Annotated in this window: 25 protein-coding genes; 18 read left to right on the forward strand and 7 right to left on the reverse strand. The window is 67.0% G+C overall.

Translation table 11 applies throughout. The annotated features are described in order from the left end of the window. From RMO30_RS00890 to purU, 11 genes are all read left to right on the forward strand, one after another. Positions 1 to 851, forward strand: an 851-nt coding sequence (locus tag RMO30_RS00890; protein WP_309708259.1) for an ABC transporter permease, incomplete at its 5' end; no start/stop codon positions are given. Further along, entirely contained in the window at positions 844 to 1,845 is a 1,002-nt protein-coding gene (locus RMO30_RS00895) for an ABC transporter permease (protein WP_309708262.1), read from the forward strand. The genes RMO30_RS00890 and RMO30_RS00895, both read left to right, overlap by 8 nt. Positions 1,846 to 2,001: 156 nt before the next feature. After that, positions 2,002 to 3,606 carry an FAD-binding oxidoreductase gene (locus RMO30_RS00900; protein ID WP_309708266.1) on the forward strand — a complete coding sequence of 535 codons (1,605 nt, stop codon included), beginning with the start codon at positions 2,002 to 2,004 and terminating at the stop codon, positions 3,604 to 3,606. 80 nt (positions 3,607 to 3,686) lie between these two features. Further along, positions 3,687 to 4,289 (forward strand): TetR/AcrR family transcriptional regulator, encoded by a 603-nt coding sequence (locus RMO30_RS00905; RefSeq protein ID WP_309708268.1) that lies wholly within the window; start codon positions 3,687 to 3,689, stop codon positions 4,287 to 4,289. 199 nt (positions 4,290 to 4,488) lie between these two features. Continuing rightward, entirely contained in the window at positions 4,489 to 5,523 is a 1,035-nt protein-coding gene (locus tag RMO30_RS00910) for an amidohydrolase family protein (RefSeq protein ID WP_309708271.1), read from the forward strand. Beyond that, on the forward strand, positions 5,523 to 6,476 hold the full coding sequence (locus tag RMO30_RS00915) for an ABC transporter substrate-binding protein (RefSeq protein WP_309708274.1): 954 nt from the start codon (positions 5,523 to 5,525) through the stop codon (positions 6,474 to 6,476). The genes RMO30_RS00910 and RMO30_RS00915 overlap by 1 nt, the downstream gene beginning before the upstream one ends. Before the next feature lie 5 nt (positions 6,477 to 6,481). Beyond that, entirely contained in the window at positions 6,482 to 7,162 is a 681-nt protein-coding gene (locus tag RMO30_RS00920) for a 4-carboxy-4-hydroxy-2-oxoadipate aldolase/oxaloacetate decarboxylase (protein ID WP_309708276.1), read from the forward strand. After that, positions 7,149 to 7,745: a cupin domain-containing protein gene (locus RMO30_RS00925; protein ID WP_309708279.1), complete on the forward strand. Its 597-nt coding sequence runs from the start codon at positions 7,149 to 7,151 to the stop codon at positions 7,743 to 7,745. The genes RMO30_RS00920 and RMO30_RS00925 overlap by 14 nt, the downstream gene beginning before the upstream one ends. Continuing rightward, on the forward strand, positions 7,742 to 8,899 hold the full coding sequence (locus RMO30_RS00930) for an alcohol dehydrogenase catalytic domain-containing protein (RefSeq protein ID WP_309708281.1): 1,158 nt from the start codon (positions 7,742 to 7,744) through the stop codon (positions 8,897 to 8,899). Before RMO30_RS00925 ends, RMO30_RS00930 begins: the two co-directional genes overlap by 4 nt. Positions 8,900 to 8,910: 11 nt before the next feature. Continuing rightward, positions 8,911 to 9,786, forward strand: coding sequence for a methylenetetrahydrofolate reductase (locus tag RMO30_RS00935; protein WP_309708283.1), 876 nt, complete (start codon positions 8,911 to 8,913; stop codon positions 9,784 to 9,786). A gap of 5 nt (positions 9,787 to 9,791) precedes the next feature. Further along, positions 9,792 to 10,685 (forward strand): formyltetrahydrofolate deformylase, encoded by an 894-nt coding sequence (purU, locus tag RMO30_RS00940; RefSeq protein WP_309708359.1) that lies wholly within the window; start codon positions 9,792 to 9,794, stop codon positions 10,683 to 10,685. Here purU and RMO30_RS00945 read toward each other — a convergent pair. Together RMO30_RS00945 and RMO30_RS00950 are read right to left on the reverse strand one after the other, a co-directional pair. Beyond that, positions 10,675 to 11,088 carry a LysR substrate-binding domain-containing protein gene (locus tag RMO30_RS00945; protein WP_309708285.1) on the reverse strand — a complete coding sequence of 138 codons (414 nt, stop codon included), beginning with the start codon at positions 11,086 to 11,088 and terminating at the stop codon, positions 10,675 to 10,677. The genes purU and RMO30_RS00945 overlap by 11 nt on opposite strands. Before the next feature lie 41 nt (positions 11,089 to 11,129). Further along, positions 11,130 to 11,606, reverse strand: a complete 477-nt coding sequence (locus RMO30_RS00950) for a LysR family transcriptional regulator (protein ID WP_309708289.1) — start codon at positions 11,604 to 11,606, stop codon at positions 11,130 to 11,132. A gap of 108 nt (positions 11,607 to 11,714) precedes the next feature. Between RMO30_RS00950 and RMO30_RS00955 the strand changes: the two genes are divergently transcribed. From RMO30_RS00955 to RMO30_RS00980, 6 genes are all read left to right on the forward strand, one after another. Continuing rightward, a complete protein-coding gene (locus RMO30_RS00955; protein WP_309708291.1) occupies positions 11,715 to 13,100 on the forward strand; it encodes an aminomethyl transferase family protein in 1,386 nt (461 codons plus the stop codon). A 62-nt stretch (positions 13,101 to 13,162) separates the two neighbouring features. Then, positions 13,163 to 13,405, forward strand: a complete 243-nt coding sequence (locus tag RMO30_RS00960; RefSeq protein WP_309708294.1) for a helix-turn-helix domain-containing protein — start codon at positions 13,163 to 13,165, stop codon at positions 13,403 to 13,405. A 124-nt stretch (positions 13,406 to 13,529) separates the two neighbouring features. Continuing rightward, positions 13,530 to 14,498, forward strand: coding sequence for a Gfo/Idh/MocA family oxidoreductase (locus RMO30_RS00965; RefSeq protein WP_309708295.1), 969 nt, complete (start codon positions 13,530 to 13,532; stop codon positions 14,496 to 14,498). 28 nt (positions 14,499 to 14,526) lie between these two features. After that, positions 14,527 to 16,188, forward strand: coding sequence for an aminotransferase class V-fold PLP-dependent enzyme (locus RMO30_RS00970; RefSeq protein WP_309708298.1), 1,662 nt, complete (start codon positions 14,527 to 14,529; stop codon positions 16,186 to 16,188). Continuing rightward, positions 16,185 to 16,403, forward strand: coding sequence for a hypothetical protein (locus RMO30_RS00975; RefSeq protein WP_309708301.1), 219 nt, complete (start codon positions 16,185 to 16,187; stop codon positions 16,401 to 16,403). Before RMO30_RS00970 ends, RMO30_RS00975 begins: the two co-directional genes overlap by 4 nt. 14 nt (positions 16,404 to 16,417) lie before the next feature. After that, positions 16,418 to 17,101: an endonuclease/exonuclease/phosphatase family protein gene (locus RMO30_RS00980; RefSeq protein WP_309708304.1), complete on the forward strand. Its 684-nt coding sequence runs from the start codon at positions 16,418 to 16,420 to the stop codon at positions 17,099 to 17,101. On the opposite strand, the gene RMO30_RS00985 is transcribed toward RMO30_RS00980, so the two are convergent. After that, positions 17,102 to 17,416 carry a YtxH domain-containing protein gene (locus RMO30_RS00985; RefSeq protein ID WP_309708307.1) on the reverse strand — a complete coding sequence of 105 codons (315 nt, stop codon included), beginning with the start codon at positions 17,414 to 17,416 and terminating at the stop codon, positions 17,102 to 17,104. 65 nt (positions 17,417 to 17,481) lie between these two features. On the opposite strand from RMO30_RS00985, the gene RMO30_RS00990 reads away from it, so the two are divergent. Continuing rightward, positions 17,482 to 17,907 (forward strand): GIY-YIG nuclease family protein, encoded by a 426-nt coding sequence (locus tag RMO30_RS00990; RefSeq protein ID WP_309708309.1) that lies wholly within the window; start codon positions 17,482 to 17,484, stop codon positions 17,905 to 17,907. Between the two features lie 8 nt (positions 17,908 to 17,915). Here the strand turns inward: RMO30_RS00990 and RMO30_RS00995 are convergent, their stop codons facing one another. Genes RMO30_RS00995 through serA form a run of 4 tightly spaced genes read right to left on the reverse strand, consistent with a single transcriptional unit; the run spans position 17,916 to position 24,592 of the window. Continuing rightward, on the reverse strand, positions 17,916 to 18,689 hold the full coding sequence (locus RMO30_RS00995) for an isocitrate lyase/phosphoenolpyruvate mutase family protein (RefSeq protein WP_309708311.1): 774 nt from the start codon (positions 18,687 to 18,689) through the stop codon (positions 17,916 to 17,918). A 9-nt stretch (positions 18,690 to 18,698) separates the two neighbouring features. Continuing rightward, complete coding sequence (locus RMO30_RS01000; RefSeq protein ID WP_309708315.1) at positions 18,699 to 20,048, reverse strand: MFS transporter; 1,350 nt, start codon at positions 20,046 to 20,048, stop codon at positions 18,699 to 18,701. Then, positions 20,045 to 22,972: a glycoside hydrolase family 38 C-terminal domain-containing protein gene (locus tag RMO30_RS01005; RefSeq protein ID WP_309708318.1), complete on the reverse strand. Its 2,928-nt coding sequence runs from the start codon at positions 22,970 to 22,972 to the stop codon at positions 20,045 to 20,047. The genes RMO30_RS01000 and RMO30_RS01005 overlap by 4 nt, the downstream gene beginning before the upstream one ends. 27 nt (positions 22,973 to 22,999) lie before the next feature. Then, a complete protein-coding gene (serA, locus tag RMO30_RS01010) occupies positions 23,000 to 24,592 on the reverse strand; it encodes a phosphoglycerate dehydrogenase (RefSeq protein WP_309708320.1) in 1,593 nt (530 codons plus the stop codon). Between the last annotated feature and the right edge of the window lie 36 nt (positions 24,593 to 24,628).

A 24,628-nucleotide genomic window follows, 5' to 3' on the forward strand; every position in this document is an offset into this window, starting at 1 on the left:
CGTCGACTCTCGCAGCATTCGCCCCGTTCGCCCTGCTCGGATTGGCGAGCATGCCGTCGATTCTGAGCGGCAACAGCGGGATCGATCTGTCGGTGGCCCCGCTCATGGGGTTCGTCAACGCCGTGATGGTCACCCGGCTGCTCGGGGGTCCGCTTGGCGACCCCTGGTTCGCGATACCGATCCTGCTGACGATCGGGCTCCTCGTGGGCGCCTTGAACGGTGTTGCGGTCACCGTCCTGCGGTTCCCGGCGGTGATCGCCACGCTGTGCAGCTATTTCGTGTTGAGCGGGGCGACTCTGCTCATTGTGCCCACGCCGGTCACGGCGCCGGCTGGTAACTGGTCCGAGGCGCTAGCCGGAACGATCTGGGGAGTGCCGGGGGCCTTGTTCTCCCTGGCCGTCCCGATCTTGTTCTGGCTCGTGCTGCGGCGCACGACGTACATCAGAAACCTCTTGTCGGTCGGCGACAACGAGGTCGCCGCGTTCACAAGCGGTGTACGTGTGGGCTTGACCCGAGTGTTGGCCTACGCGCTCGGGGGCCTGCTCGCCGCGTGTGCCGGGATCGCCCTCACCGGGCTCGTGCGGACGGCGGACGCGAACATCAGCCAGACCTACATTTTGGTCGCACTTGCCGCCGTCGCGATTGGCGGAGTCAAGCTGACGGGTGGTTCCGGCGGCATCCTGGGTCCTTTATTCGGGGCCGCAGCGATCTACTTTCTGTCGGTGCTCCTGACCACTCTCCTCGTCCCCTCAACCTGGATCAACGTCGCGTATGGCTCAGCGCTTCTGGTCGCGCTTCTGGTCAACTCGATCGGTTCGTCTACGACGAAGAAGGGCGCGACTCGTGTCTGAATCGGCTTCCCCCCCTCAAGAGACCCTCGTCACCCGAGCGAGCCGACGGCTCCGCGGCGGGCCCTACCTGCAGCTCGTCGTCCTCGTGGCTGCGTGGGTGATAGCCGTTTCGGTGATCGATGGACTGAGTTCGAGGTCGAGCATCTACTCGATCCTGATCCTCGCATCCTTCCTCGGCATCGCGGCCGCGGGCCAGACCCTCGTGATCATGATCGGCGGGATCGACCTCTCCGTTCCGTCGGTGATCGGGGCGGCGAACTTGTTCGTAGCGCTGTGGTCGGGCGAGGGCTGGCCGATATGGCTCGCGTTCGCGGCGATCGTCGCCGTTTCCGGCCTGCTCGGGGCGCTCAACGGATATCTCTCGCAACGATTCACGCTTCCGCCGCTGATCGTCACTCTCGCCACCGGCGCCATCCTTCTGGGCTTCTCGCTGGTGGCCACGGGAGGTGGAAACGTGAACGGCGGCGTTCCGGACTGGCTGTCGCAGTTCGCCTCACCGATCGGCACCGTCGGGCCGATCCCTGTGCCACCGGTCATCGTCCTCTGGGCCGTGCTCGCCCTGTCGATGGGGTACTTCCTCCAGTTCACCGCAGCTGGCGCACGGCTGCGCGCCGCAGGCTCCAGCCCGGTGGCTGCGCGACTCGGTCTCGTGCGGGTGAGGCGCATCTGGGTACTCACCTTCATGGTGAGCGCGATCTCGTCAGCTGTCCTGGGCGTCATCCTGCTCGGGTTTGGGGGCAGCGGTCAGCCAGGACTTGGAGACCCTTACCTCTTCACCAGCCTCGCCGCCGTCCTCGTCGGAGGTACGTCGCTCATCGGCGGACAGGGCAGCTATACGCGGACGGTCATCGGGGCTCTCATCATCACCCTCCTGAGCACTCTGCTGATCAGCTTTGGGCTGCCCCTCTCCGTTCAGCAGATCCTCACCGGTGTCGTCATCTTCGCCGCCGTCGGACTCTACGGTCGCGAGTCGCGCCTCCGTGATCGTGTGTAATGCGTCGGTGGTTCCCCACTCCCATCGATGGAGGCGGGGTGGCACACGCCCTAATATCGAAATACTGAGTGGTATGTCACTTACTGCCGACGGGGGAGTCGAGGTCAAGCTTTGCTTCCTGCACCGGCTTCAAGATGTGACTGCAAAGGAGGAGAAATGTCGGTCAGCGTAGACGACGTGGGGCGACTGGTGCCCACGATCTCGGCCGAGTTGGTGAGCGAGCTACGGGATGCCGTCGGCGCCCACGCGGTGTACGTCGAACGCGTGAAAGTCGACGAGTTCAAGGACGCCTACTGGATCCCCGGCGACGAGACCTACGCAGCCTCAGCAGTCGTTCAGCCCGCCACCACCGAAGAGGTGCAGGCGATCGTCCGGATCGTCAACCTCCACGGCGTGCCCCTCTGGCCACACAGCCAGGGCCGCAACCTTGGTCACGGTGGACCCTCGCCGCGAGTCCGCGGCTCGATTCAGCTCGGGTTCCAGCGAATGAACAGGGTGCTCGAGATCGACGAAGAGCTCGCCTACGCGGTCGTCGAGCCGGGCGTCACCTGGCAGGACCTGCACGACGAAGTGGCGGCCCGGGGCCTCGACCTGCTGACGCCGTGCCCCGACCTCGGGTGGGGCTCCATCATCGGCAACTCGATGGACAACGGCCACACGTACCAGCACTACGGCGCGGACTACATGATGCCGACCGGGTTCGAAGTCGTACTTCCCGACGGCGAGCTGCTGCGAACCGGGCAGGGCGCGATTCCGGGGAGCACCTCATGGCACACCTACAAGCGCAGCCTCGGGCCGTCGCTCGACCCGCTCTTCGTGCAGTCGAATCTCGGAATCGTCACCCGCATGGGGGTTTGGCTCAAACGGCGGCCGCCGGCGTACGCCCCGGTGACCCTGGTCGTCGACGACGACGGCGACCTCGAGGCCGCGATCGACACGATCAGGGAGCTACGACTCGCCGGGCACCTCGAAGGCGTGCCGGCGGTGTACTCGACGTTGCGAGCCGCCCACATGATCCGCGACAATCCCGTTCCCCCCGGTCCCGCCCCGTTCACACCTGACGAGCTGAAACGGATCGGTGCCGAGACCGGCATGGGCGCGTGGGCGGTTCGCACGGCGGCATGGGGCGACACGGAGCTGGTGGCCTACAAGCTGCGGCAGATCGAGGCCGCCTGGCTCGCCATTCCCAGCGGTCGCTTCGAAGTACCGCGCGTATACGAGGCGTCCGAGTACGACGGCCTCACCGGCTCCGCGGCGCAGATCGGCATTGGCATCCCGACGCTGAAAGCCCTCGAGAGCACACCCCCCAACATCGCGCACGTCGACGTGTCACCGGTCGTTCCGCTCCGCGGCTCGGAGGTGCGGATCGTCGTTGAGGAGCTGCGCCGACAGTTCGCTGCGGCGCGCATGAACTTCGGGACGGGGATCATGGTGACCGGCGAGCGTTCAGCGGTCGTCATCGCAGGCATTCGATACGACAAGACGGATGAGGCGGTGGCGCGCGCGGCATTCGAGCTGGGGAGGCGCATTGTCCTTGCGCTGGGTCGCCTCGGGTACGGCGACGGACGCCCCCATCTGGAATTCATGGATCTCGCGGCTGAGCAGCACTCGTTCAACGACCATGCCTACCGCCGCTTCGTCGAACGGATCAAAGACGCGATCGATCCGAACGGCGTGCTCTCTCCGGGGCGGCACGGCATCTGGCCGTCCGCGTACCGAGGGGCACCCGATGCCGAAACGCCGAGCGACGGAATAATCTGACCAAAGACCAACACAGGGCGTCGTTGAGATGACCCGACCCGAGTGGCGAACCGCTCGAGGGGGAAACGAGGAGAACAAAGATGGCGCGGCTGACACGAGACGAGAGCCAGGCGATTACCCGTGAACGCATCCTTCAAGCCGCCGGCGACGTTGTGGCCCGGGATGGCTACGACGGCGCGTCAGTCGACAGGATCGCCGACGCGGCGGGGTACTCCAAGGGAGCGTTCTACTCGAACTTCTCCTCGAAAGAGGACGTGCTCAATCGCCTTCTGGAGAGTCACGCGGGTCGGGATGTCATCGACCTCACCGCGGCGCTCGAAGGTCTCGAGAAAACCGACGAAATCATCGATGCCGTGGCGCGGTGGAGCGATGGACGGGCCGCCGAACTCAAGTGGGGGATCATCGCGATCGAGTTCCTGCGTAGGGCGCGGCGGGACGGGTCGCTTTCCGATCGACAGCGGCAGCCCTTCATCGATCAATGGCGCGACGTCGGGAACCTGCTGATGAGTCGCCTCTTCCCTGACGGCTCACGTCCGATCGACCCGGTCGATCTCGGTGGCATGATTCTCGACCTGACCTACGGCGGCATATCCGTTTTCCTCGAGGCGAACAGCTCGGGTCAGATGGTGCGGCAGATCCTCACCGTGATCGTCGCGGCGCACGACCGCCAACCCTCCGCCTAGTCGAGCCCTCCGTTTCGCCGAGCCCCGACGCGGCTCGTGAAGGCGAGTTGACGACGCTTGCCATTTAGAGATACTGTTGAGTATCTAAAAACCAATCGGGATGCCGACCGTCTCACTCGGTCGCCGCCCGGGGCGATGAAGCTCATGGCTGTCGGTGCGGGCAGCCGGATATGTCTGCAACGGAGGAGATGTGTCGGAGGTGGAAAACACGCGAACCGACTTGGTGATCGATTGCCACGGGCACTTCACGGCCGAACCTGCCGCGTTCCACGAGTTCCGACGCGCCCAGGTGGCGTACGCCGAAGGACGGGGGACCTCCCCCGGCGCCTATCCAGGCATCTCTGACGACGAGCTAGTCGAAATCGTCGGCATTAACCAGCTGCGGTTGCAGCAGGAACGGGGCACCGATCTGACGATCCTGTCGCCGCGGGCTTCAGGAATGGGCCACCACGTACCCGGACAACAGACCGCCTCCGAGTGGGCGCACCTCTCGAACGACACGATCCTGCGGATCTGCGAAATGTACCCCGAGAACTTCGCACCGGTGTGCCAGTTGCCCCAGACCGTGGACGGCGACCTCGGCCCGGTACTCGATGAGCTTGAGCGGTGCGTGGAGGCGGGCTTCGTCGGCTGCAACCTCAATCCCGACCCCTCCGGCGGACGCTGGACTTCCCCGTCGCTAGCCGACCCCTGGTGGGACCCGCTGTGGGCAGCACTCGAGCGGCTCGACGTGCCGGTGATGATCCACGCCTCCGCGTCCTGCGCCCCCTCCGTGCACACGACGGGAGCCCACTACCTCGCGGCCGACACCATCGCCTTCATGCAACTGCTCGAGGGCGACGTCTTCGAGCGGCATCCCGGTGTGCGCGTGATCATCCCGCACGGCGGCGGCGCAGTGCCCTATCACTGGGGCAGATTCCGCGGCCTCGCGATCGTCCGAGAGCGGCGCCTCGAAGACCTCCTACGGAACGTGTTCTTCGACACCTGCGTTTACCACCAGGCCGGCATCGAGCTGCTCGTTGAGGTCATCGGCACCGAGAATATCCTCTTCGGATCCGAACTCCTCGGCGCGGTGAAAGTCGACGATCCACAGACCGGCCACGCCTTCGACGACACCCTGCGCTACATCGATGCACTCGAGCTGGATCCCGCGTCGCGCGCCGCCGTGCTGGGGGGCAATGCCCGCCGAGTGTACCCGCGTCTCGACGCCCTGCTCACCCGTCAGGGCCGCTGATGCCCTCCCACCCGTCCCTCGATATCCCGAAGGAACCCACGATGAATGCCGAACTAACAACGCTGCGCCTCGCTGGCGCCGCCCAGGGCTTCAACTGGCTGCCGGTCTACGTCGCCGACGAGCAGGGATTCTTCGCCGAGGTCGGGCTGAAGATCGAGTACATCCGCCTCGGATCGGTCGACAAGACCACGGCTGCGGTTCTCGATGGCTCCGTCGATCTCGCCATCACCCCGCCGGAAGGTGCCGTCGCGAACTACATCGCCGGCGGCCCGCTGCGCATCATCGCCTCGAACTCCGAACGTCTTCCGATGTCGGTCGTGGCACGCCCGGGCATCCCGGATCTCGGCGCCCTACGCGGCAAGCGCATCGGCACCTCGTCGCTCACCGAGGGAACCGCGATCTACATCAAGATCATGCTCGCGCAGGCCGGCCTGCACTATCCGGGGGACTTCGGCTTCGTGCTCGCCGGCGTTCACACCGCACGCTGGGCGGCACTGCAGAACGACGAGGTCGACGCCGCTCCACAACCCGCGCCGTGGAGCTTCCTCGCGGAGCGAGAGGGGTACGGCCTGATCGGCGAGGTCGCTGATGCCATTCCCGAGATCATCTTCGCGGCGATCGTCGGAAGCGCCCCGTGGTTGGTCGAGAATCGCGATGTCGTTCGACGGCTTCTCGCCGTCATCGCGCGCGCACATGCCTTCGTCAACGACCCGGCCAACGACGCCGTCACCCTGCCCGTTTACGAGCGGATCACGACGCCCGAGGCACCCGACCTCGCCGCACGTGGCCTGGCGTACACCCGCGACCTCGGCATGTGGCCCGTCGGTGCGCGGGTATCGGTTGCGGCCCTTGCAGCCACCGCCGATGTCATGGTGCAGACCGGGCTGATGCCCGATCGACAGCGAGCCGCGGCGGCCGGCGTCGTCGATGCCTCGTTCCTCGAGGGGGCGTGAGACAGATGGCGCGCGTGGTGACCGGAATCGAGCGCACCGGTGACGCTCTGGCGGCAGCCTTTGCCGAGCTCGGCGTTGCGACGGTCCACGAAGCCCAAGGGCGCACCGGGCTGCTCAGTCCCCGACTCCAGCCGCGCCAGACGGGCGTGGCGATCTCGGGCACGGCACTCACCTGCGAGGTGCCTCCCGGTGACAACTGGATGATTCACGTCGCACTCGAACAGGCCCGACCGGGGGACATCCTCATCGTGTCGCCGACCTCGCCCTGCGACGACGGCTACTTCGGTGACCTCCTCGCGACGTCGGCACTCGCCCTCGGCATCCGCGGGCTGGTGATCGACGCGGGCGTTCGCGACACCAAGGACCTTCGCGAGCTGGGCTTTCCCGTCTGGAGCAAGACCGTCAGCGCGCAAGGCACCGTGAAGGAAACCCTCGCCGACGTGCAGGTGCCGATCGTCTGCGGTGACCGGTGGATCTCTCCGGGTGACGTGCTCATCGCGGACGACGACGGAGTGTGCGTTGTGCCGCGAGCCGACGCCGAGGTGGTCCTCGCGGCTGCCCGGGCGCGGGTCGCCGATGAGGCGCAGAAGCGCTCCCTCTATGCGTCGGGGCAGCTGAGCCTTGATATCACTCCCGCACTTCGAAGCGGGCTCGAACGGAAGGGACTGAGCTATGAGCAGCAGTGAACGGCCCCGCGTACCCCGCCGCGTCGTCACGGGCGTGCGCGATGGCAGATCGGTTTTCGTGAGCGACGGACCGACGCCCAATGCCCATGTCTACGACTCGATCCCGGGCATGATGACCTCGGTCCTCTACGCCACCGCGGCCTCGGCGACGTATCCCGCCCACGACGAGGAGACGGCCCCGCGCTATGGACGGCTGGTTCCCGCGCCGGGTGAGACGACCCTTCTGATCGTCACCTTCCCGCCGGACAGTGTCTTCGGCTCCCCAGACTTCGACCCGGAAGAAGCCGGCCTCGAGCAATACGACTTCGCTCCCGACTTCGCCGAGCGGTTCGAGCTCGACAACCCCGGCAAGCATCAGACCGACAGCATCGACTACGACATTGTGCTCGACGGCGAGATTTGGCTTGAGCTCGACGAAGAGACCAAGCACCTGCGGGCGGGCGACGTCGTCGTGCAATGCGGCACCCGGCACGCGTGGCGCAACCCCGGCGACCGCCCGGCGACCATGTGTTTCGTGCTTGTCGGGGTCGCCCCGCGCTCCGCACCGGCAACAGATCACCCCACAAAGGAGGACCGAAAGTGACCACGACACTTCCCGCGGAGGGAATCCACGAGACCGGGGGGCCGGAGCGCCTGTCGATGCGGGCGGCTCGGCTGCATCGCGTCGGCGAACCGATGGTCATCGAAGAGGTCGACCGACCACGCGCCACGGGCACCGACGTGATCGTCGAAGTCAAGGCGTGCGGCATGGTGCCCAACCTCGGCAATGTGCTGGCGAACTGGGAGACCTGGTACCCCCACGAGCCGCTGCCGCCACGGCCGGCGATCTTCGGGCTCGACCCCGTCGGGATCGTGCACGAGGTCGGGGAGCAGGTCATCAACCTCGCGCCGGGCGATCGGGTGTACGTCAACCCCTCACGATCGTGTGGCGCTTGCCACCCCTGCGCATCGGGCCGACCGCAGACCTGCGACTACTGGACCTTCGCCGGCTATTTCGGCTTCAACCAGAACAGCCTCGAGATGTACGACAAGTACCCGTACGGCGGATTCTGCGAGTACATGAAGGCTCCGCAGAGCGCCATCGTGAAGCTCTCGGACAACCTCGACTTTCGCCAGGCAACCCGCTTGGGCTACCTCGGTACGGCGTTCTCGGCGGTCAAGAAATGCGGACCGCTCGCCGGCAAGACGCTGATCGTGAATGGCGCGTCCGGAACACTGGGCGTCGGGGTCACCCTGGTAGCCCTGGCTCTCGGGGTCTCGCGCATCTTCGCGGTGGCCCGCGGGATTCCGCTGCTCGAGCGACTGCGTGCGATCGCGCCGGCTCGGATCGAGATCTTCTCCAACGTCGAGGGCAGCACCGCGGAGTGGGTGCGTTCGCGCACCGGCGGGCTCGGGGCCGACCTCATGATCGACGCGCTCGGAGCGGTCGCCTCGCTCGATGACTTCAAGGACGCGATGCTGGGGGTCGCCCGTGGCGGGCGAATCGTCGACATCGGCGGCACCGCCGGTGAACTCGGGGTCGACGTCAAATGGCTGATGGATGAGGCGCGCGAGCTGATCGGTTCGGCCTGGTTCACGACTGCCGAGAGCATGGAGCTCGTCGACATGATCCGCTACGGCGTGATCGACATGTCGGTGCTCCAGCCGAAGGCGTGGCCGTTCGAGCAGATCAACGAAGCCATCAACGGCGTGACCAGCGGCGAGGGCGGCTTCACCAGCTACCTCGTGGAAATCTGAGGAGCAGCGACATGGCACAGAGGAACCTCGTGGCGAATGACCCGGCGTCGCTCCGCCTGATCGACGGCTTCTCGCTCGAGATGACGGGGAAGGACATCCTGGGGCTGGAAGCTGCACGAGAGGTCATTCCGGCCGGCACCAAGATCAACGTCACCTTCCTCGGGAACGAAGACCTCGGGATGCGGGTCGCCGCGGCGAAAGCGGTGAAAGACATGGGATTCGTTCCTGTGCCGCACATCTCGGCTCGACGGCTGGAGTCGCAGGGTCAGCTCGAGGAGTTCCTCGCGCAGCTTCAGGAGATCGACGCGGTGGAGCACATCTTCGCCGTCGGAGGCGACCCTGCCGAACCGCTCGGCCCCTACCCGGACTCCCTGTCGGTGATTCAGACGGGCCTGTTGCAGAAGTTCGGTGTTCGGGAGGTGTCGATAGCCGGGTACCCGGAGGGCCACCCCGACATCGCACGTGACGTGCTCTGGCGTCACCTCGAGCACAAGTCGACGTCGCTCACAGAGCAAGGTCTGGATGCCGTCATCCTCACCCAGTTCGCCTTCGACACCGACCCGGTCACCGCGTGGATCTCGGGGGTGCGTGCCCGCGGCATCGACACCGAGATTCGCGTCGGAACTCCCGGTCCGGCCGGGATCAAGCGACTGCTCGCGTTCGCGAGCCGGTTCGGTGTCGGTGCTAACGCGATGATCGTCAAGAAGTACGGCTTCTCGCTCACCAACCTGATGGGTACGGCTGGCCCCGATCGCTTCGTGACCGACCTCGCCTCTCGCCTGGAGCAGGATGCGTCGGCCGGCGCCGTCGGACTGCACTTCTACACCTTCGGCGGGCTCCTGGCGACGGCGGAGTGGGCGCGCGGCTACGTGGCGGCGCGGTCGTGACAGCGCTGACCGCCCCCGCCCCGCCCGTGACGACGGGACCGGCGGGAGGCGCCGACCAAGCGTGTCTCGTCATCCACGGCCCCGACCGGCCGGGGATCGTCGCGGCCGTTTCCGCTCTCATCGCCCGCCACGGGGGCAACATCGTCACCCTCGACCAGTACTCTGACGATCCGGAAGGCGGCGAATTCTTCCAGCGCGTGGTGTTTCACCGGCACGACTTGCGCGTGGCGGTTCCGGCGATCGAGGCCGACCTCGCCGAGACCCTCGGTCCGTTGAACCAGGAGTGGCGGCTGACCGACCAGAGCACGCCGAAGCGGATGGCGATTCTCGCGTCGCAGAGCGACCACTGCCTGCTCGATCTGCTGTGGCGTCACCGTCGCGGCGAACTGCCCGTCAGCATCCCGATGGTCATCAGCAACCACACCAATCTGGCGGAAGACGTCCGGTCGTTCGGCGTGCCCTTCCTCCACATCCCGTCGCAAGGGCCCGACAAGTCGGAGGCCGAAGCCAGGATCGTCGAGGCTCTCGCCGGCAACGCCGACTTCGTGGTGCTGGCGCGGTACATGCAGATCCTGTCGAGCGACTTCCTGAGCGGGGTCGGGGTGCCGGTCATCAACATCCATCACTCCTTCCTGCCCGCATTCATCGGCGCGGCGCCGTATCGCAAGGCGAAGGAGCGCGGCGTGAAGCTGATCGGCGCGACGAGCCACTACGTCACGGAAGACCTCGACGAAGGCCCGATCATCGAGCAGGACGTGGTTCGGGTCACGCACGCCGATAGCGCTGCCGATCTGCAGCGCCGCGGCGCCGACGTGGAGCGCGCGGTACTGAGCCGCGCCGTTCTGTGGCACGCGCAGGACCGGGTGATCCGGCACGGGAACCACACGATCATCTTCTGATCGAGGCGGAAGCCTCGGGCGCCTCATGGGCGACGAGGAAGGCGTGCAGCGTCGAGTACTTGGCGGTGCGCGGTGAGCCCTGCGGGCGAGCCAACCCGACGGTGGCGGTGGGCAGGTCGTCGGAGAGCTCGAGCACGGCGACCGAATGCCCGTCATAGGTCAGGTGTGACGCCGGACGCTGGATGAGCACCGAGTAGCCGAGCCCACGGCCGACCAGGCAGCGGGCGAGCTCGTAGTTGGTAGTCGTGTGCCGGATGTCGGGCTCGAGTCCGAGCGATGCGAAGAGGTACTCGGTGTTCTCGCGGCTGGGCTGCAGGTCGAGCTGGATGAGCGGCTCACCGACGAGGTCTCGCAGCTTCACGGTGCCGCGCCCGGCGAGCGGGTGTGCGTCCGCGACGATCACATACGGCCGGTACTCGTGGAGGGGGTCGAACGAGAGCCGATCTAGACGTCGACGCCGTACATCAGGGCCGCGTCGATGCGGCCCTGCAGCAGCAATTCGTGCAGTTCGGGCGCCGTCGCCTCGGCGATGAACTCGAGCTCGAGATCGGGATGATCGCGGCGGAATCCGTCCATCACGCCGGGAAGGAAGAACGGCGCGAGCGTCGAGAAGCACCCGATCGCGAATCGGCCGGTGAGGGCCGTCGCGTTCTCCGACGCCTCGTCGGCGAGGGTCTCGGCACTCGCGAGCAGCTGCCGTGCGTGCGTCAGAAGCCGAGCCCCGGCGGGGGCGAGGGTCATGCCCTTTCCCTTCCGTCGCACGAACAGCTGCAGCGAGAGGTGGCGTTCCAGTTCGGTGAGGGCGAGCGCGAGTGCGGCCGCGCTCACGTGGCACCGCTCGGCCGCCGCGGTGAGCGAGCCCTCGCTCGCGACGGCGTCGAAGTATTCGAGTTGCCGAAGCGTGAACGGGACCGATGTCATTCAAGTTCCTTTGTGGTGTGAGCCTATCTAAACACGTTTTACATGGGAGCACGTGATGTCGAGACTGATGACGGGCCACCGCTGCCCGCCATTCACAAAGGAGAGAACATGGCCAACAATCTCGAAGAGGCGATTGCCGAGGCCGGCAGCCCGCACACGTTGTTGTGGGAGTCGCAGAGCCCGCCCATCGTCAGCACCCCGGTCACGCCGGAGTTCAGCAACTGGCGCGACGAGCAACTCGCGTGGCGTCGTGGTGCGGTGTTGTTCGATCAGTCGCACCACATGGCCGACCTCAACATCAAGGGCCCGGACGCGCTCAAGCTGATCCGCGACACCGCCGTCAACAGCGTCGAATACTTCCCCGTCAACAGTGCCAAGCAGTACGTCGCGGCGAATGCCGAGGGACAGCTCATCGGCGACAACATCCTCTTCCGCTACGAAGAGGACGAGTTCCAGGCCGTCGGGATCCCCCCGACCATCAGTTGGCTGCAGTTCCACGCCGAGACCGGCGGCTACGACGTCGAGATCTCGCGCGACAACCCGTCCTACGCGCGCGTCGGTGGGGGCGACCCGGTCTCGTACCGCTATGAGGTGCAGGGCCCCGGCGCGATGGATGTCATCCGCGACGCGCTCGGCGAAGAGCCGCCGACTGTGAAGTTCTTCCACGGTGAGCGCTTCACGATCGCCGGCAAGATGGTGCGCGCTCTGCGGCACGGCATGGCGGGCGAACCGGGCTTCGAGTTCGTCGGACCCTGGGCGGATCGCGAGGCGGTCTATGGCGCATTGCTCGAAGCGGGCAAGAAGCACGGACTCGTCGAAGTGGGCGGTCGGGCCTACCTGACCAACTCGCTCGAGTCCGGCTGGATGCCGCGGCCTCTTCCCGCCTTCTACGCGGGGGAGAGCACCGCGGGCTTCCGCAAGTGGCTGGCGGCAGGCGACGTGGATGCCCGCGTCTCGCTCGGCGGCAGCTTCTACTCCCCGAACATCGAGGACTACTTTCTCTCGCCCTTCGACGCCGGCTACGGCCGCATCACGAAGTTCGACCACGACTTCATCGGTCGCGACGCGCTCGCGAAGCAGGTGACCGACGGGCGCGCGACTCAGCGCCGCAAGGTGACGCTCGTCTGGAACGGCGACGACACCGAGAAGGCGTTCGGCTCGATGTTCCACCCGGGGGTCGGCGCGAAGTTCATCAACCTGCCGATCGCCCACTACGCGACCTATCACTACGACAAGGTCGAGTCGACGGCGGGTGAGTTCGCGGGGCTGTCGCTCCACACGGGCTACTCGGCGAACTTCCGCTCGATGCTCTCGATCGCGACCGTCGATGCGTCGGTCGCCGAGCCCGGCACCGAGGTCGTGGTGACCTGGGGCGAACCGACCCCCTCCTCGAAGGTTCAGGTCGAGGACCACGTTCCCGTCACGATTCGCGCCACGGTCAACCCGGCGCCGATCGACGGGAACGCACGCAACGAGTACCGCAAGAACGACTGACGCGATCCGGTGGCGGAGGACCCTCCGCCACCGGATTCGCTCCAGGAGGTGAGGAGCCCAGCGTGGCCCGCGGATCAGTGATCGGTCGCCAGGTGGCGATCATGCAGGCGACGCTCGAAGGCGATCAGCCTTCCCTGTCTGACCTCGCCGAACGGGCCGATCTGCCCTTGAGCACGACCCACCGCCTGGTGGGAAACCTGTGTGCACAGGGCCTGCTGCGCAAGACACCGTGGCTCACCTATCTGCCCGGATCTCGGCTGCTCGAACTCGTTGATACTGGGGTACAGCGTGCGAGATCGGGATAGTGAGGCATGACCCTCCTCGACCGCATCCGCGAGTTGGTGATCGGCGACGACTTCATCTCCGGCGAACTCGACCCGAGCGCGAAATTTGCGAACACGTTCCACCTCGCCGCTTAGGATCGGCGTCATGCGCGTCGCTGTCGTCGGAGCCGGGGGATGGGGCGAACAGCACGCGCGGATCTTCTCCCGCCGCCCCGACACCGAGTTGGTCGGTGTACTCGGACGCGACCCCGAGCGCACCGCGACACGTGCGGCCGCCTACGGCACTCAAGGCTTCACCGATCTCGACGTCATGCTCGAGCAGGCCCGGCCCGATCTCGTCACCGTCTGCCTGCCCAACGAGCAGCACTTCGAGGTGACGCTGCGACTCGTGAAAGCCGGAGTGCCGCTGCTCGTCGAGAAGCCGCTGGTCTTCGACCTCCAGGAGGCCGACACGCTGCTCGTCGAAGCCGCGAAGCGGGGCCTGTTCTTCGCGATCAACTTCAACCATCGCTACGCCGAGCCGGTGGCGCGCGCCCACGCCGCGATCGCGGACGGCGTCATCGGCACGCCGGTGTTCGCCACCTGGCGGTTCGGCGGCGAAGCGAATCACGGCACCTCGCGGCACGCGAACCTGATCGAGACCCAGTGTCACGGGTTCGACCTGCTCGAGTATCTGGTCGGCCCGATCTCGTCGGTCGCGGCGCAGATGACGGATGCGACCTACGGCGACTGGAGCACCGTCGCTCTCGCGCTCGAGTTTCAGAATCGGGCTGTCGGCACGATGCTCGGCAGCTACGACTCGTCCTACGCGTATCTCGACTCCCAGCTCGTCGAGATCAACGGCACGGAAGGTCGTCTGATGATTCACGACACCGTGCGGGAGCTGAGCATCCAGCGCGCGGGCGACGAAACCGCCCAGGTGTGGCGTGCCGGGTATTTCAACGACGAGGCCCGCGACTTTCACGGCACATTCGACCGACACGTAGATGCGGTTCTTTCAGCCCTGCGCGCGGGGGAGCAGCCCCCGGTGCATGCCTCCGCCGGGCGCCGCGCGCTCGAACTCGCGCACGCCGCGATCACCTCGCACGAGACAGGTCGCCGGGTTTCGGTCTGAGCCCCCACCTCCGGCGCGATAATGGGGCATGACCCTGCTCGACCGCATCCGGGAGTCGGTGATCGGCGACGACCAGGTGATGCCCGGCCCGTTCGGTCCCCGCCGCGTGACGTACGCGGACTACACGGCAAGCGGCCGGTCACTGACGTTCATCGAGGACTTCATCCGCGACGAAGTGCTGCCGCGCTACGCGAACACCCACACCGAATCCTCCGGCACCGGGCTGCAGACGACCCGACTGCGGGAGGATGCTCGCGCCGCCATCCGCGCGTCCGTTCACGGCACCGCCGACACCGTGGTGATCTTCACCGGCAGCGGATCAACGGCCGCCATCGACAAGCTGGTCGGCATCCTGGGGCTGCGCATCCCGGCCGACCTCGACCGCACATACCGGCTCAGCGCGACCATCCCGAAGGAGGAGCGTCCGGTCGTCTTCATCGGACCGTTCGAGCACCACAGCAACGAGCTTCCCTGGCGGGAGAGCATCGCCGACGTCGTGACGATCCCTGAGGATGCCGACGGGCACGTCGACATCCTGGCGCTTGAAGAAGCACTCGAGGCATACAAAGAACGCCCGCTCAAGATCGGGTCGTTCAGCGCGGCGAGCAACGTGACCGGCATCATCACCGACACGACCCTCGTCACCCGCACCCTGCACGAGCACAGCGCCCTCGCATTCTGGGATTTCGCAGCAGCCGCCCCCTACGTCGACATCGACGTCACTGCGGGTGACTTCGACGCTGTGTTCCTGTCGCCGCACAAGTTCATCGGCGGGCCGGGCACCCCGGGGGTGCTGATCGCGCATCGGCGCATTCTCACCAACTCGGTTCCCGACGTCGTGGGTGGCGGCACCGTCGCCTACGTGAACCAGCTCGAGCACCGCTACCTCGCTGACCCCGCCCACCGGGAGGAGGGCGGAACGCCGGCGATCATCGAGTCGATCCGCGCCGGCCTGGTGTTCGGGCTTAAGGATGCCGTTGGCGTCGACACGATCCGCGCGGTCGAAGACGCGTTCCTGAGCCGCGCGATGGAGTCGTGGAAGCAGCACCCCAACATCCAGGTGCTCGGCAACTCCGACGCCGAGCGGCTGTCGATCATCTCGTTCGTCGTGAAACGCCACGGCGGCAAGTACTTGCACCACAACGCGGTCGTCGCCATCCTCAACGACCTGTTCGGCATCCAATCGAGGGGTGGATGCTCCTGCGCCGGCCCCTACGGACACCGGCTGCTCGGCATCGACATCGAGACTTCGCACGAGTTCGAGCGCGAGATCGCCCGTGGCTGCGAAGGCATCAAGCCCGGCTGGGTGCGGGTCAATTTCAATTACTTCATCAGCGACACCGTGTTTCGTTACATCGTGCAGGCGGTCGAGTTGGTCGCCGACTTGGGGTGGAAGCTCGTGCCGCAGTACCGGTTCTCACTCGAGACCGGACTGTGGCGTCACGAGAACGGTCCGGTCGAGCCGCCGCTGCGGCTCACCGACGTGGGCTACGACGCCGACGGTCGGATGACGTTTCCGCGACACGAGGACACCGCACCGGAGTCGGTGTTGGCGGGGTACCTCGAGGAGGCGCGGGCGCTGTTAGCGTCGCTCCCGGATGCTGACACCATTCCGCAGGCGACGGATGCCGACCTCGGAGACGACCTCGAGCGGCTGCGCTGGTTCGATCTTCCGGCGGTGTCGCTGTGATGAGCGAACTCACGGTGCGGGATTCGGTGCGCACCTGGTTGAAGCACCCGGTCGGTGGCCCGCTCATTCGGGATGCCCTCGCCGAGGCGGGTGTCGACGAGAAGGTGCTCGCGCCGGTCGGGTTCTTCTCGCTGGAGCGGGTCATCGCGATGGCGGGCGATCGCATCCCGGCGGGGGTCGTCGACGAGCTCGTTCGCCGCACCAACGCCGACTGACTTAGCGTTGAGAAGTGCGCACGCTCAGCTACAACCTCGAAAAGCACAAGGCCGCGGGAGAGCTGGTTGCCCTTACCGAACGGCACGACCTCGACATCCTCTGCCTGCAGGAGGCACTGACCACCGCGCTGCCCGCCGAACTCGGCCCGCTGCACCTCGCCGATTCGACGCATCGCAATCGGCTGGGGCTGGCGATCTACCACCGCCGCGACCGCTTCGAGTCGCTGGAGACGAAGGCGTTCGCGCTCAAGAAGGGGCTGCACGACCGCATTGCGTCACCCGCGCATGAGCGACTGCTCGTTGCACGGCTTCGGGATGTCGAGCTAGAGCGCGAGCTGCTCGTCGCGTCGTTCCATGCCTCTCCGCTCACGGCGCTCAACTCGCTGCGTCGCCACCAGATCGCGTCGGCTCACGACCGGTTGCGCGACCTCGGACCGGGGCTGCCGACGCTCATGGTCGGCGACTACAACTACCCGCTCGGCAAGGCGCGGCTCGGCACGCGGATGCTCAAAGGCGGCTACGACCTCACCCTCAGCGACGCGCGGACCTACACCCGTTACAAGGTCGTGCGCGGGCACTTCGACTTCGCCACCTCGGCCGGGATGACGATCCACGGCATCGAGACCCTCCCGCGCGGCGGGTCGGATCACCTGCCGATCGTCGTCACCTCGAGCTATCGCGACGAGGCCCCGTCGTGATCAGGACGCTGTGGGGGCTATTGTCGTGCCGACGGTCGCCCGAGCGGACTTCGTCGCGGCATCGACGGCTTCTGTGACCTTCTCCCCCAACGGGACGGCCTTCTCGACGGCCCCCGACGCCTGCTTCGCGACCTTCTGCACGCGCGGGTCGAGCCACAGTTCACTGGCACGCAGCTTGAGCTTCTCGTAGTCCTTGCGTCCGCGACTGGTGCCGAACAGGTAGCCGGCGCCAAGGCCGGCGGCGAAGAGCAGTTTTCCGTACATGGTGAGGATCCTCCTGAGGTAGGTGGTCGACGTTACGCGGCGGGCACGCACGCGCCGAGGGCCTTGACGGATGTCGCGGGGTTTGCTTCGTCGGCGGCCGGGGCGACGATGGAGCGGTGAATGAGCTCGAGTCGCCGTGTCGGGTCTGCTGGTCGCGCTCCGGTATCCGTACCCCGACGGGGTGGGTCTGCGCGGTGTGCGGGTGGCGAGTCGGCGAGTACATCGATCCCGGCTTGCCGCTGCCCCGCATCAACGTCGTCTACTACGTGCGCCTCGGCGAACGGGTGAAGATCGGCACGACGTTCAACCCTCGGCAGCGGTTCGCGGCCTTGCTGCACGAAGAGGTGCTGGCATTCGAGCGCGGCGACCGCACCCTCGAGCAGCGGCGACATGTGGAGTTCGCCGATGACCGGCTCGGAACGTCGGAGTGGTTCGCGTTGACGCCGAGGCTCGCCGCGCACATCGATGCGCTCGAGGCCGGCATCGACCCGTGGCACACGCACGCTCGTTGGCTGGCGGACGCGCTCCGCGAGCTCAGTTGAGTCTGGGCTCAGTTGAGCGGCGGGGTGTCTTCCGGAATGACGCCGTCACCGTAAAGGTCGGTTCCGAGATCGCGGAGGGCGCGCAACGCCACCCGCTGCGTGAACGGGCCGTACGAGATGCGCGCGACCCCGAGAGCCTCGTATTCCGCGGCGGGCAGCGCGCCGGGAACCCCGATCACCGAGACCTTGCCGCGACCGATGCCGGCGACGAGCTGCTCGACGACCTCGCGCGGGTGCCCGCCGGGCACGAACACCAGAGCCGCACCGTTGTCGAGGAACGCCGTACCGCGCGCGATGGCTTCGGCGATCTTCTGCTCGAGCGGGATCTCGCCGCTGCGTGGCGTCAGGGCATCCGTGCGGGCGTTGAGCTGGAAGGCGACACCCTCCTTCTCGGCGGCGGCGGTGATCGCCGCGACGCGGGCCACCGCTTCGTCGAACGGTCGCATCCGGTCTTCGACGTTCGCCCCGATGATGCCGAAGCCGATCGCCCGACGGATCGTCTCGGCCGGGTCGTCGTACCCGTCGTCGAGGTCGGCCGACACCGGCAGGTCGACCGCCTCGGCGATGATGCGCGCTCCGTCGAGCGCGATGTCGAGCGGCATCTGCCCGTCGGCGTACCCACGGCTCGCGGCGATCGAGTGCCCGGCGGTCGCCAGCGCCGTCGTGCCGGGGAGGTCGGCGATGATTTTCGCGCTGATCGCATCCCAGACGTTGACGACGCGCAGGATCTCGGGGGCTTCGTGCAACGCCTTTAGTGCCAGGGCCTTCTCGTGAGTACTCATCGTTCGAGGCTAGCTTGCCCGTCTCGGAGCAGCATCCAGCCGATAACGCCAGAACGGGATCGCGGAGAGCAGGCACGACACGGCGGGCACCAAGGTGATCGCGAGCCACACCGTGTTCTGCATCGCCGGGGTCACGACGACGCCCTCCTCGTAGCCGGCGAGCACGACGAAGATGCCGAAGAGCAGCACCGAGAACGCACTCATCACCTTCGTCACGAAGGTCAGCGTCGCGAACGAGATGCCGTCGTTGCGCACGCCGGTGGTCTCTTCGGCGCGGTCGACGGCATCCGCGATCATCGTCGTCTGGGAGACCAGGAAGATGCCGAGCAGCAGCCCGGTGAGGAAGATGAACGACGTCAGCACGACGATGTTCTCGAACCCCACGAAGTACATGGCGACGTAGACAGCCGCGCCGGCGAAGCACGTTAAGAGGATGAGGGTGCGCCCGGGGATGCGCCGCATCAGCAGCGGGGTGGTGAACGACGCGATCACCATGCCGCCGATGATTCCCGCGCCAACGATCGTGAACACCGTCTCGTCGTTGTAGGCGATGACGACGAACACGGCACCGCCGGCCTGCACGACGTATCGGCCCGCGCCGAGCACCGAGCCGGCGAGCACCGACAGCAGCGGCTTGTTGGCGAACAGCGCCGCGAAGAGTTGCCGGAACGAGAGCGGGTCGGTCGTGATGACCTTCTCGCGTGGTACGAAGAACGCGAGGAGGTAGACCCCCATCCCGACCACCACGGTCACGGTGACCGCAAGCGTCCAGCCGGTGCCGGTGGTCTCGGGCCCGAAGCTCAACAGATGGGCGAGGTACGGCATCCCGAGCGTCGCGAGCCCGAGCGCGATCGCGCTGAACGCCCGTACATTGCCGATCACTCGAGCGCGCGACGGCTTCTCGGGGAATGCCGAGCCGATGAGCCCCCACAGCGGCACGTCACACGCCGCATAGACGAGCCCCCAGATGAGGTAGCAGACCGCGAAGTACCAGAGCTGCACGGGCTCGGCGGCATCGGGTACCGCGAACAGCAGCGCCGAGAGGATCGCGACCGGGGCCGCAGAGAACAGGATGAAGGGCCGCATCTTGCCCCACCGCGTGCGGGTCTTGTCGACGAGGCTGCCCACCACGGGGTCAGCGATCGCGTCGATGATGCGTGCGGCGGTGAGGGTGACGGTGACGATCGCGATGCCTTCGGTGCTGATCTTCGCGTACTGCACCAGGTAGAGCAGCAGGAAGGTGGTGACCGTCGCGTAGACGAGGTTCTGACCGAAGGCGGCGGTCACGATCGCGACGCTTTGCGCGCGGCGACTCGGGTCAGGTCGGGTGGCGCGGGACGTCGTCGTCACAGTGCTCATTGATTCTCCAGGTGGATGGTCAGGATCTCGAAGGGACCGAGCTCGAGGCGTTCGAGGTCGGCGGGATGCTGGGGGCGTTCGAGCAGGTCGGTTACGGTCGCTCGGGAGTAGGCAGCACTCGTGCGCAGTGCGGTCACCGCCGGGCGACCGAGGCTCTCGTACATCCGCACCACCACTCCGTCGCCACTCTCAGCGGGCTTGATCGTCTCGATGATGACACCGGGATCGCTCGACGTGGCGAAGGAGGGAAGCGACACTCCTGGTCGGATGTGGAGCGGGTTGTTGAGCCGGTACCCATCGCGGATGACGCCCGTCAGGTCGCCCGCGGCGAACGGTCGGAACGCGTAGGTGAAGGCATGGGTGCCGCGGTCGGCGGTTCGGTCGGGAAAGGTCGGCGAGCGAAGCAGGGTGAGCGACAACAGCCCGCTTTTCGCCCGATGCCCGTACTTCGAGTCGTTGAGAACCGCGAAACCTCCCTCGGAGGTTTCTGTGGCGATCCACTTGTGCGCACAAATCTCGAACTGCGCCGTCTCGATGGGCCCGTTCTCGGTGGTCGGTCGCTCGATGTGTCCGAACTGGATCTCGCTCTTCGCGGCGTCGCCGTAGTGGGTGGGCCGAAAGTCGGCGCGCAGCATCCGGTGGGTCTCGTGCCAGCCGACGCGGGTCTCGAACCGCACGAGTGGCGACCCGGCTTCGAGGATCACGCGCTGCTCGATGCGCGAGCGACCGAAGCGGTAGACCTGGGTGCGCACGGCTGTCGGGCCGTCGATCTCGGTGGACACGGAAGAAGGCCGCAGCACGCGCGGCGAGCGATCGAGGTAGCCTCGTCCGATGTCCCAGGCGTCCCAGGGCACCTGGTACCGGTCGCGGTGCAGCACAAGCCGGTTGAGTCCGTCGCGGGCATGCTCGGTTCCGGCCGGGTCGAGGCACGACACGATCTCCCCGGTGCGGCCGAAGCGCAAGGTCAGGATGCCGTTGCTCAGGACGTCGTCAGTCGCCCGCAGCTTCGGGTGCGGTTCGGCGGGCTCAAGCGGCGCCGCAGCATACGGTTCGACCCGAGCTCGGAACCAGGAGTCGCCGACCCGCACGTGCTCGTCGCGCGGCACGCCGCTGAGGTTGAGTGCCGACGGCTCATCGCCACTCGTCGGCAGTTCAGCGAGGCGGGCGTCGGAGTAGACATCCAGCTCGTCGGCGACCCGCCGCAGCTCCTCGACCGACTCCTGGCTCACCCGCGCGATCGACGAGCCGGGCAGGATGTCGTGGAAGTGCTGAAGCAGCACGTCGCGCCAGTACTGTTCGAGCTCGTCGCGTGCCGGTCGACCGGTCATCGCGGCGAGCACCTCGGCGTCGTGCAGCTTCCTCTCGGCGATGCGGTTGTGTTTCTTGAGCGCGGCGTTCGTCGTGTACGTGCCCTGGTGGGCTTCGAGATACAGCTCCCCGTCGAACCGGTGAGTCACCTCGAGGGTCTCGAGCTTGCGGAAGAAGTCGCCGGCCCGCGAGTACTCGACCTTGGGCAGGCCCCGCAGGTCGGTCTCGCGCGCGGTCACCTCGAGGTGGATCTCGCCCGGCCCGCCGCCGCCGTCTCCTGAGCCGAAGACGAGGAGTGCCGCGCCGAGGTCCTTCTCGGGGTACTGCTTGAGCCCCTTGAGCAGGCCGTCGGCGGCTCCGCGCGAGTTGTAGTCGCCCTCGGGGGGCATGTGCACGAGTACCGTCGAGCCGTCGATGCCCGCCCAATGGAAGGTGCGGTACGGGTGCACGTTGAGCTTGTTCCACGCGAGCTTGATGGTCTGGAACCAGTCCATGCCGCTCTTCTTGAGGATCTGCGGCAGCGCCCCGGTGTAGCCGAAGGTGTCGGGCAGCCAACACAGCCTGAGGTCATCGTCGGTGAGCCCGAACTCCTGCTGCAGGAAACGTCGGCCGATCACCGCCTGCCGCACGAGCGACTCGCCACCGGGCAGGTTGGTGTCGGTCTCAACCCAGAACGAACCCTGAAGTTCGAGCCGGCCGAGCGCGACGGCGTGCTTCATGCGCGCGAAGAGGTCGGGGTGGGCGTCCTTCATCCACTGCATCTGCTGCGGTTGGGACGTGCCGAAGACGTAACCCGGCCGATCCTCGATGCTGGCGAGCGCTCGACTGTAGGTGCGGGCCGCCTTGCGTTTCGTTTCGCGCACCGGCCAGAGCCACGCCATGTCGAGGTGCCCGTGCCCGACGGCGCTGTACAGAAAGTCGTCGGTCGACGGGCGAGCGAGAGGCGCTGCGAGCACGGCTCGGGCGCGAGAGATGTCGCCGGCCTCGAAGTCCGACCAGGCGGCGTCGAGGTTCCGCCGCAACCCGCGCGCGAGGGCCGCGTCGTCGGTGGCGTGGGCGAGCACGGTGAGGGTCAGGTAGTCGTAGTAGAGACCGAACGCCTCGTCGTCGCGGGTCGCCAGGTGTGCTCCGTGAAACCGCCCGCGACCGACGGGGTAGATGACGAAGCCGTTGTGGGTGACGTCCGCGTACAGGTCGACGCGCTCATTGCTCAGGTCGACGCGTCGCACCGGGCGGAACTTGCCGCCGCTGTGCGGGAGGTCACCCTGCTGGAACACCGTGGTGACCGCATCCAGAATTTCGCCGCCGGGAGAGAACACGAGCCCCTCCCCGCGGATGCCGAGCATGACGATCGGGTTCGAGATTCCGCTCGGCACCTCTCCGGTGAGGTGCAGCCACGCGCAGTCGAACACGCCGCCCCAGGTATCTCCCGGCAGGATCGGGCGGAACGCGGCGTGCGGGATGTCGTCGAACGCGATCGGCTCGGCGCTGCGCACCACCTCGGCCCGGAGCGGGGCGACCTTGCGGTAGATGCGGCGTCGGATCTTGAGCAGGCGGCGGTACTCGCGTGGTTGCTCGGCGACGAGGCCGAACAACCATTCCGCGTATCGACGCACGTCTCAAGGATGTCGTATGGCGGGCCCTTACAGGTCGACGATCTCCACCTGGCGCAGCACCGAGGCGTCGACATCCCGTTGGATGCCGGCGAGCAGCTCCTCGGGTACCGCCGAGTCGAGGGTCAGCACGCTCAACTGATCGCTGCCCTTGCCGCGCCGGGCCATCTGCATGCCCGCGATGTTGATGGCGGCATCCCCGAGGGCCTTGCTGTAAATCGCGACGATACCGGGGCGGTCGGTGTACTGCATGACGACGAGGTGGCGGGCCATCGGCACCTCGAGGTCGTAGCCGTTGATTTCGGTGATCTTCTCGGCCTGCTTGGTGCCGGCGAGCGTGCCCGAGACCGAGAGGCGGGTGCCGTCGGTCGCGGTGCCGCGGATGCTGAGCACGTTGCGGTAGTCCTCGGCCACGGGATCGGTGGTGAGCCGCACGGTGATGCCGCGCTGCTCGGCGAGAAGCGGTGCGTTGACGTACGAGACGGTCTCGGTGACGGCCTGCGAGAAGACGCCCTTGAGCGCGGCGAGGCGCAGCACGCCGACCTCGAGTTCGGCGATCTCGCCGCGCACCTCGACGTCGATCGACTGCAGCGGTGCGTCGGCGAGGCCGGCGAACAGCTGGCCGAGGTGCTCCATGAGCGGGATGCCGGGACGAACCGTCGGGTCGATGACGCTGCCCGCCACGTTGACGGCATCCGGAACCAGTTCGCCGTCGAGCGCGAGCCGCACCGACTTCGCGACGGAAACGCCCGCGCGCTCCTGCGCTTCGTCGGTCGAGGCGCCGAGGTGCGGCGTGACCACGATGTTCGGCGCCGAGGTCAGCACGTCGTCGGTCGGCGGTTCCGACGTGAAGACGTCGATGCCGGCTCCGGCAATCTCGCCATCGCGGAGGGCCCTCGCCAGCGCCGCTTCGTCGATGAGCCCACCGCGCGCGACATTGATCACGAAGGCGGTCTTCTTCATGCTCTTCAGCTGCGCCGCGCCGATCATGCCGGTCGTCTCGGGCGTCTTCGGCATGTGGATCGTCACGAAGTCGCTCGTCGCGAGCAGTTCGTCGAGCGGGAGGAGGGTCGCCCCTAGCTGCAGCGCTCGGGCCTCGGTGATGTAGGGGTCGTAGGCGACGATGTCGACTCCGAACGCTTGCAGCCGAGCGGCGATGAGCGCGCCAATGCGGCCGAGGCCGATGATTCCGACCCGCTTCTCGTACAGCTCGACGCCGGTGTACTTCGAGCGCTTCCACTCGCCGGCCGCGAGGCTTGCGTGCGCGGCAGGGATGTGGCGCGCGAGCGAGAGGATGTGGCCGATCGTGAGCTCCGCGGCGCTGATGATGTTCGACGTCGGGGCGTTGACGACCATGACACCCGCCGTCGTGGCGGCGGCGATGTCGACGTTGTCGAGACCCACCCCGGCGCGGGCGACAACCTTCAGCGCGGGTGCCGCGGCGATCGCCTCGGCGTCGATCTGGGTGGCCGAGCGGATCAGCACCGCGTGGGCCGTGGCAAGCGCAGTGAGCAGGGCGAGCCGATCGGTTCCGTCGACGCTGCGGATGTCGAAGTCGGTTCCGAGGGCATCCACCGTGGCAGGGGAGAGTTCTTCGGCGATGAGAACGATCGGCTTGGGCACGCGGCAGTTCCTTCCGGGCGCACCGGCTCCGCGCCC

This window comes from Pseudolysinimonas sp. (genome assembly GCF_031389465.1).
Lineage (GTDB): Bacteria > Actinomycetota > Actinomycetes > Actinomycetales > Microbacteriaceae > Pseudolysinimonas_A.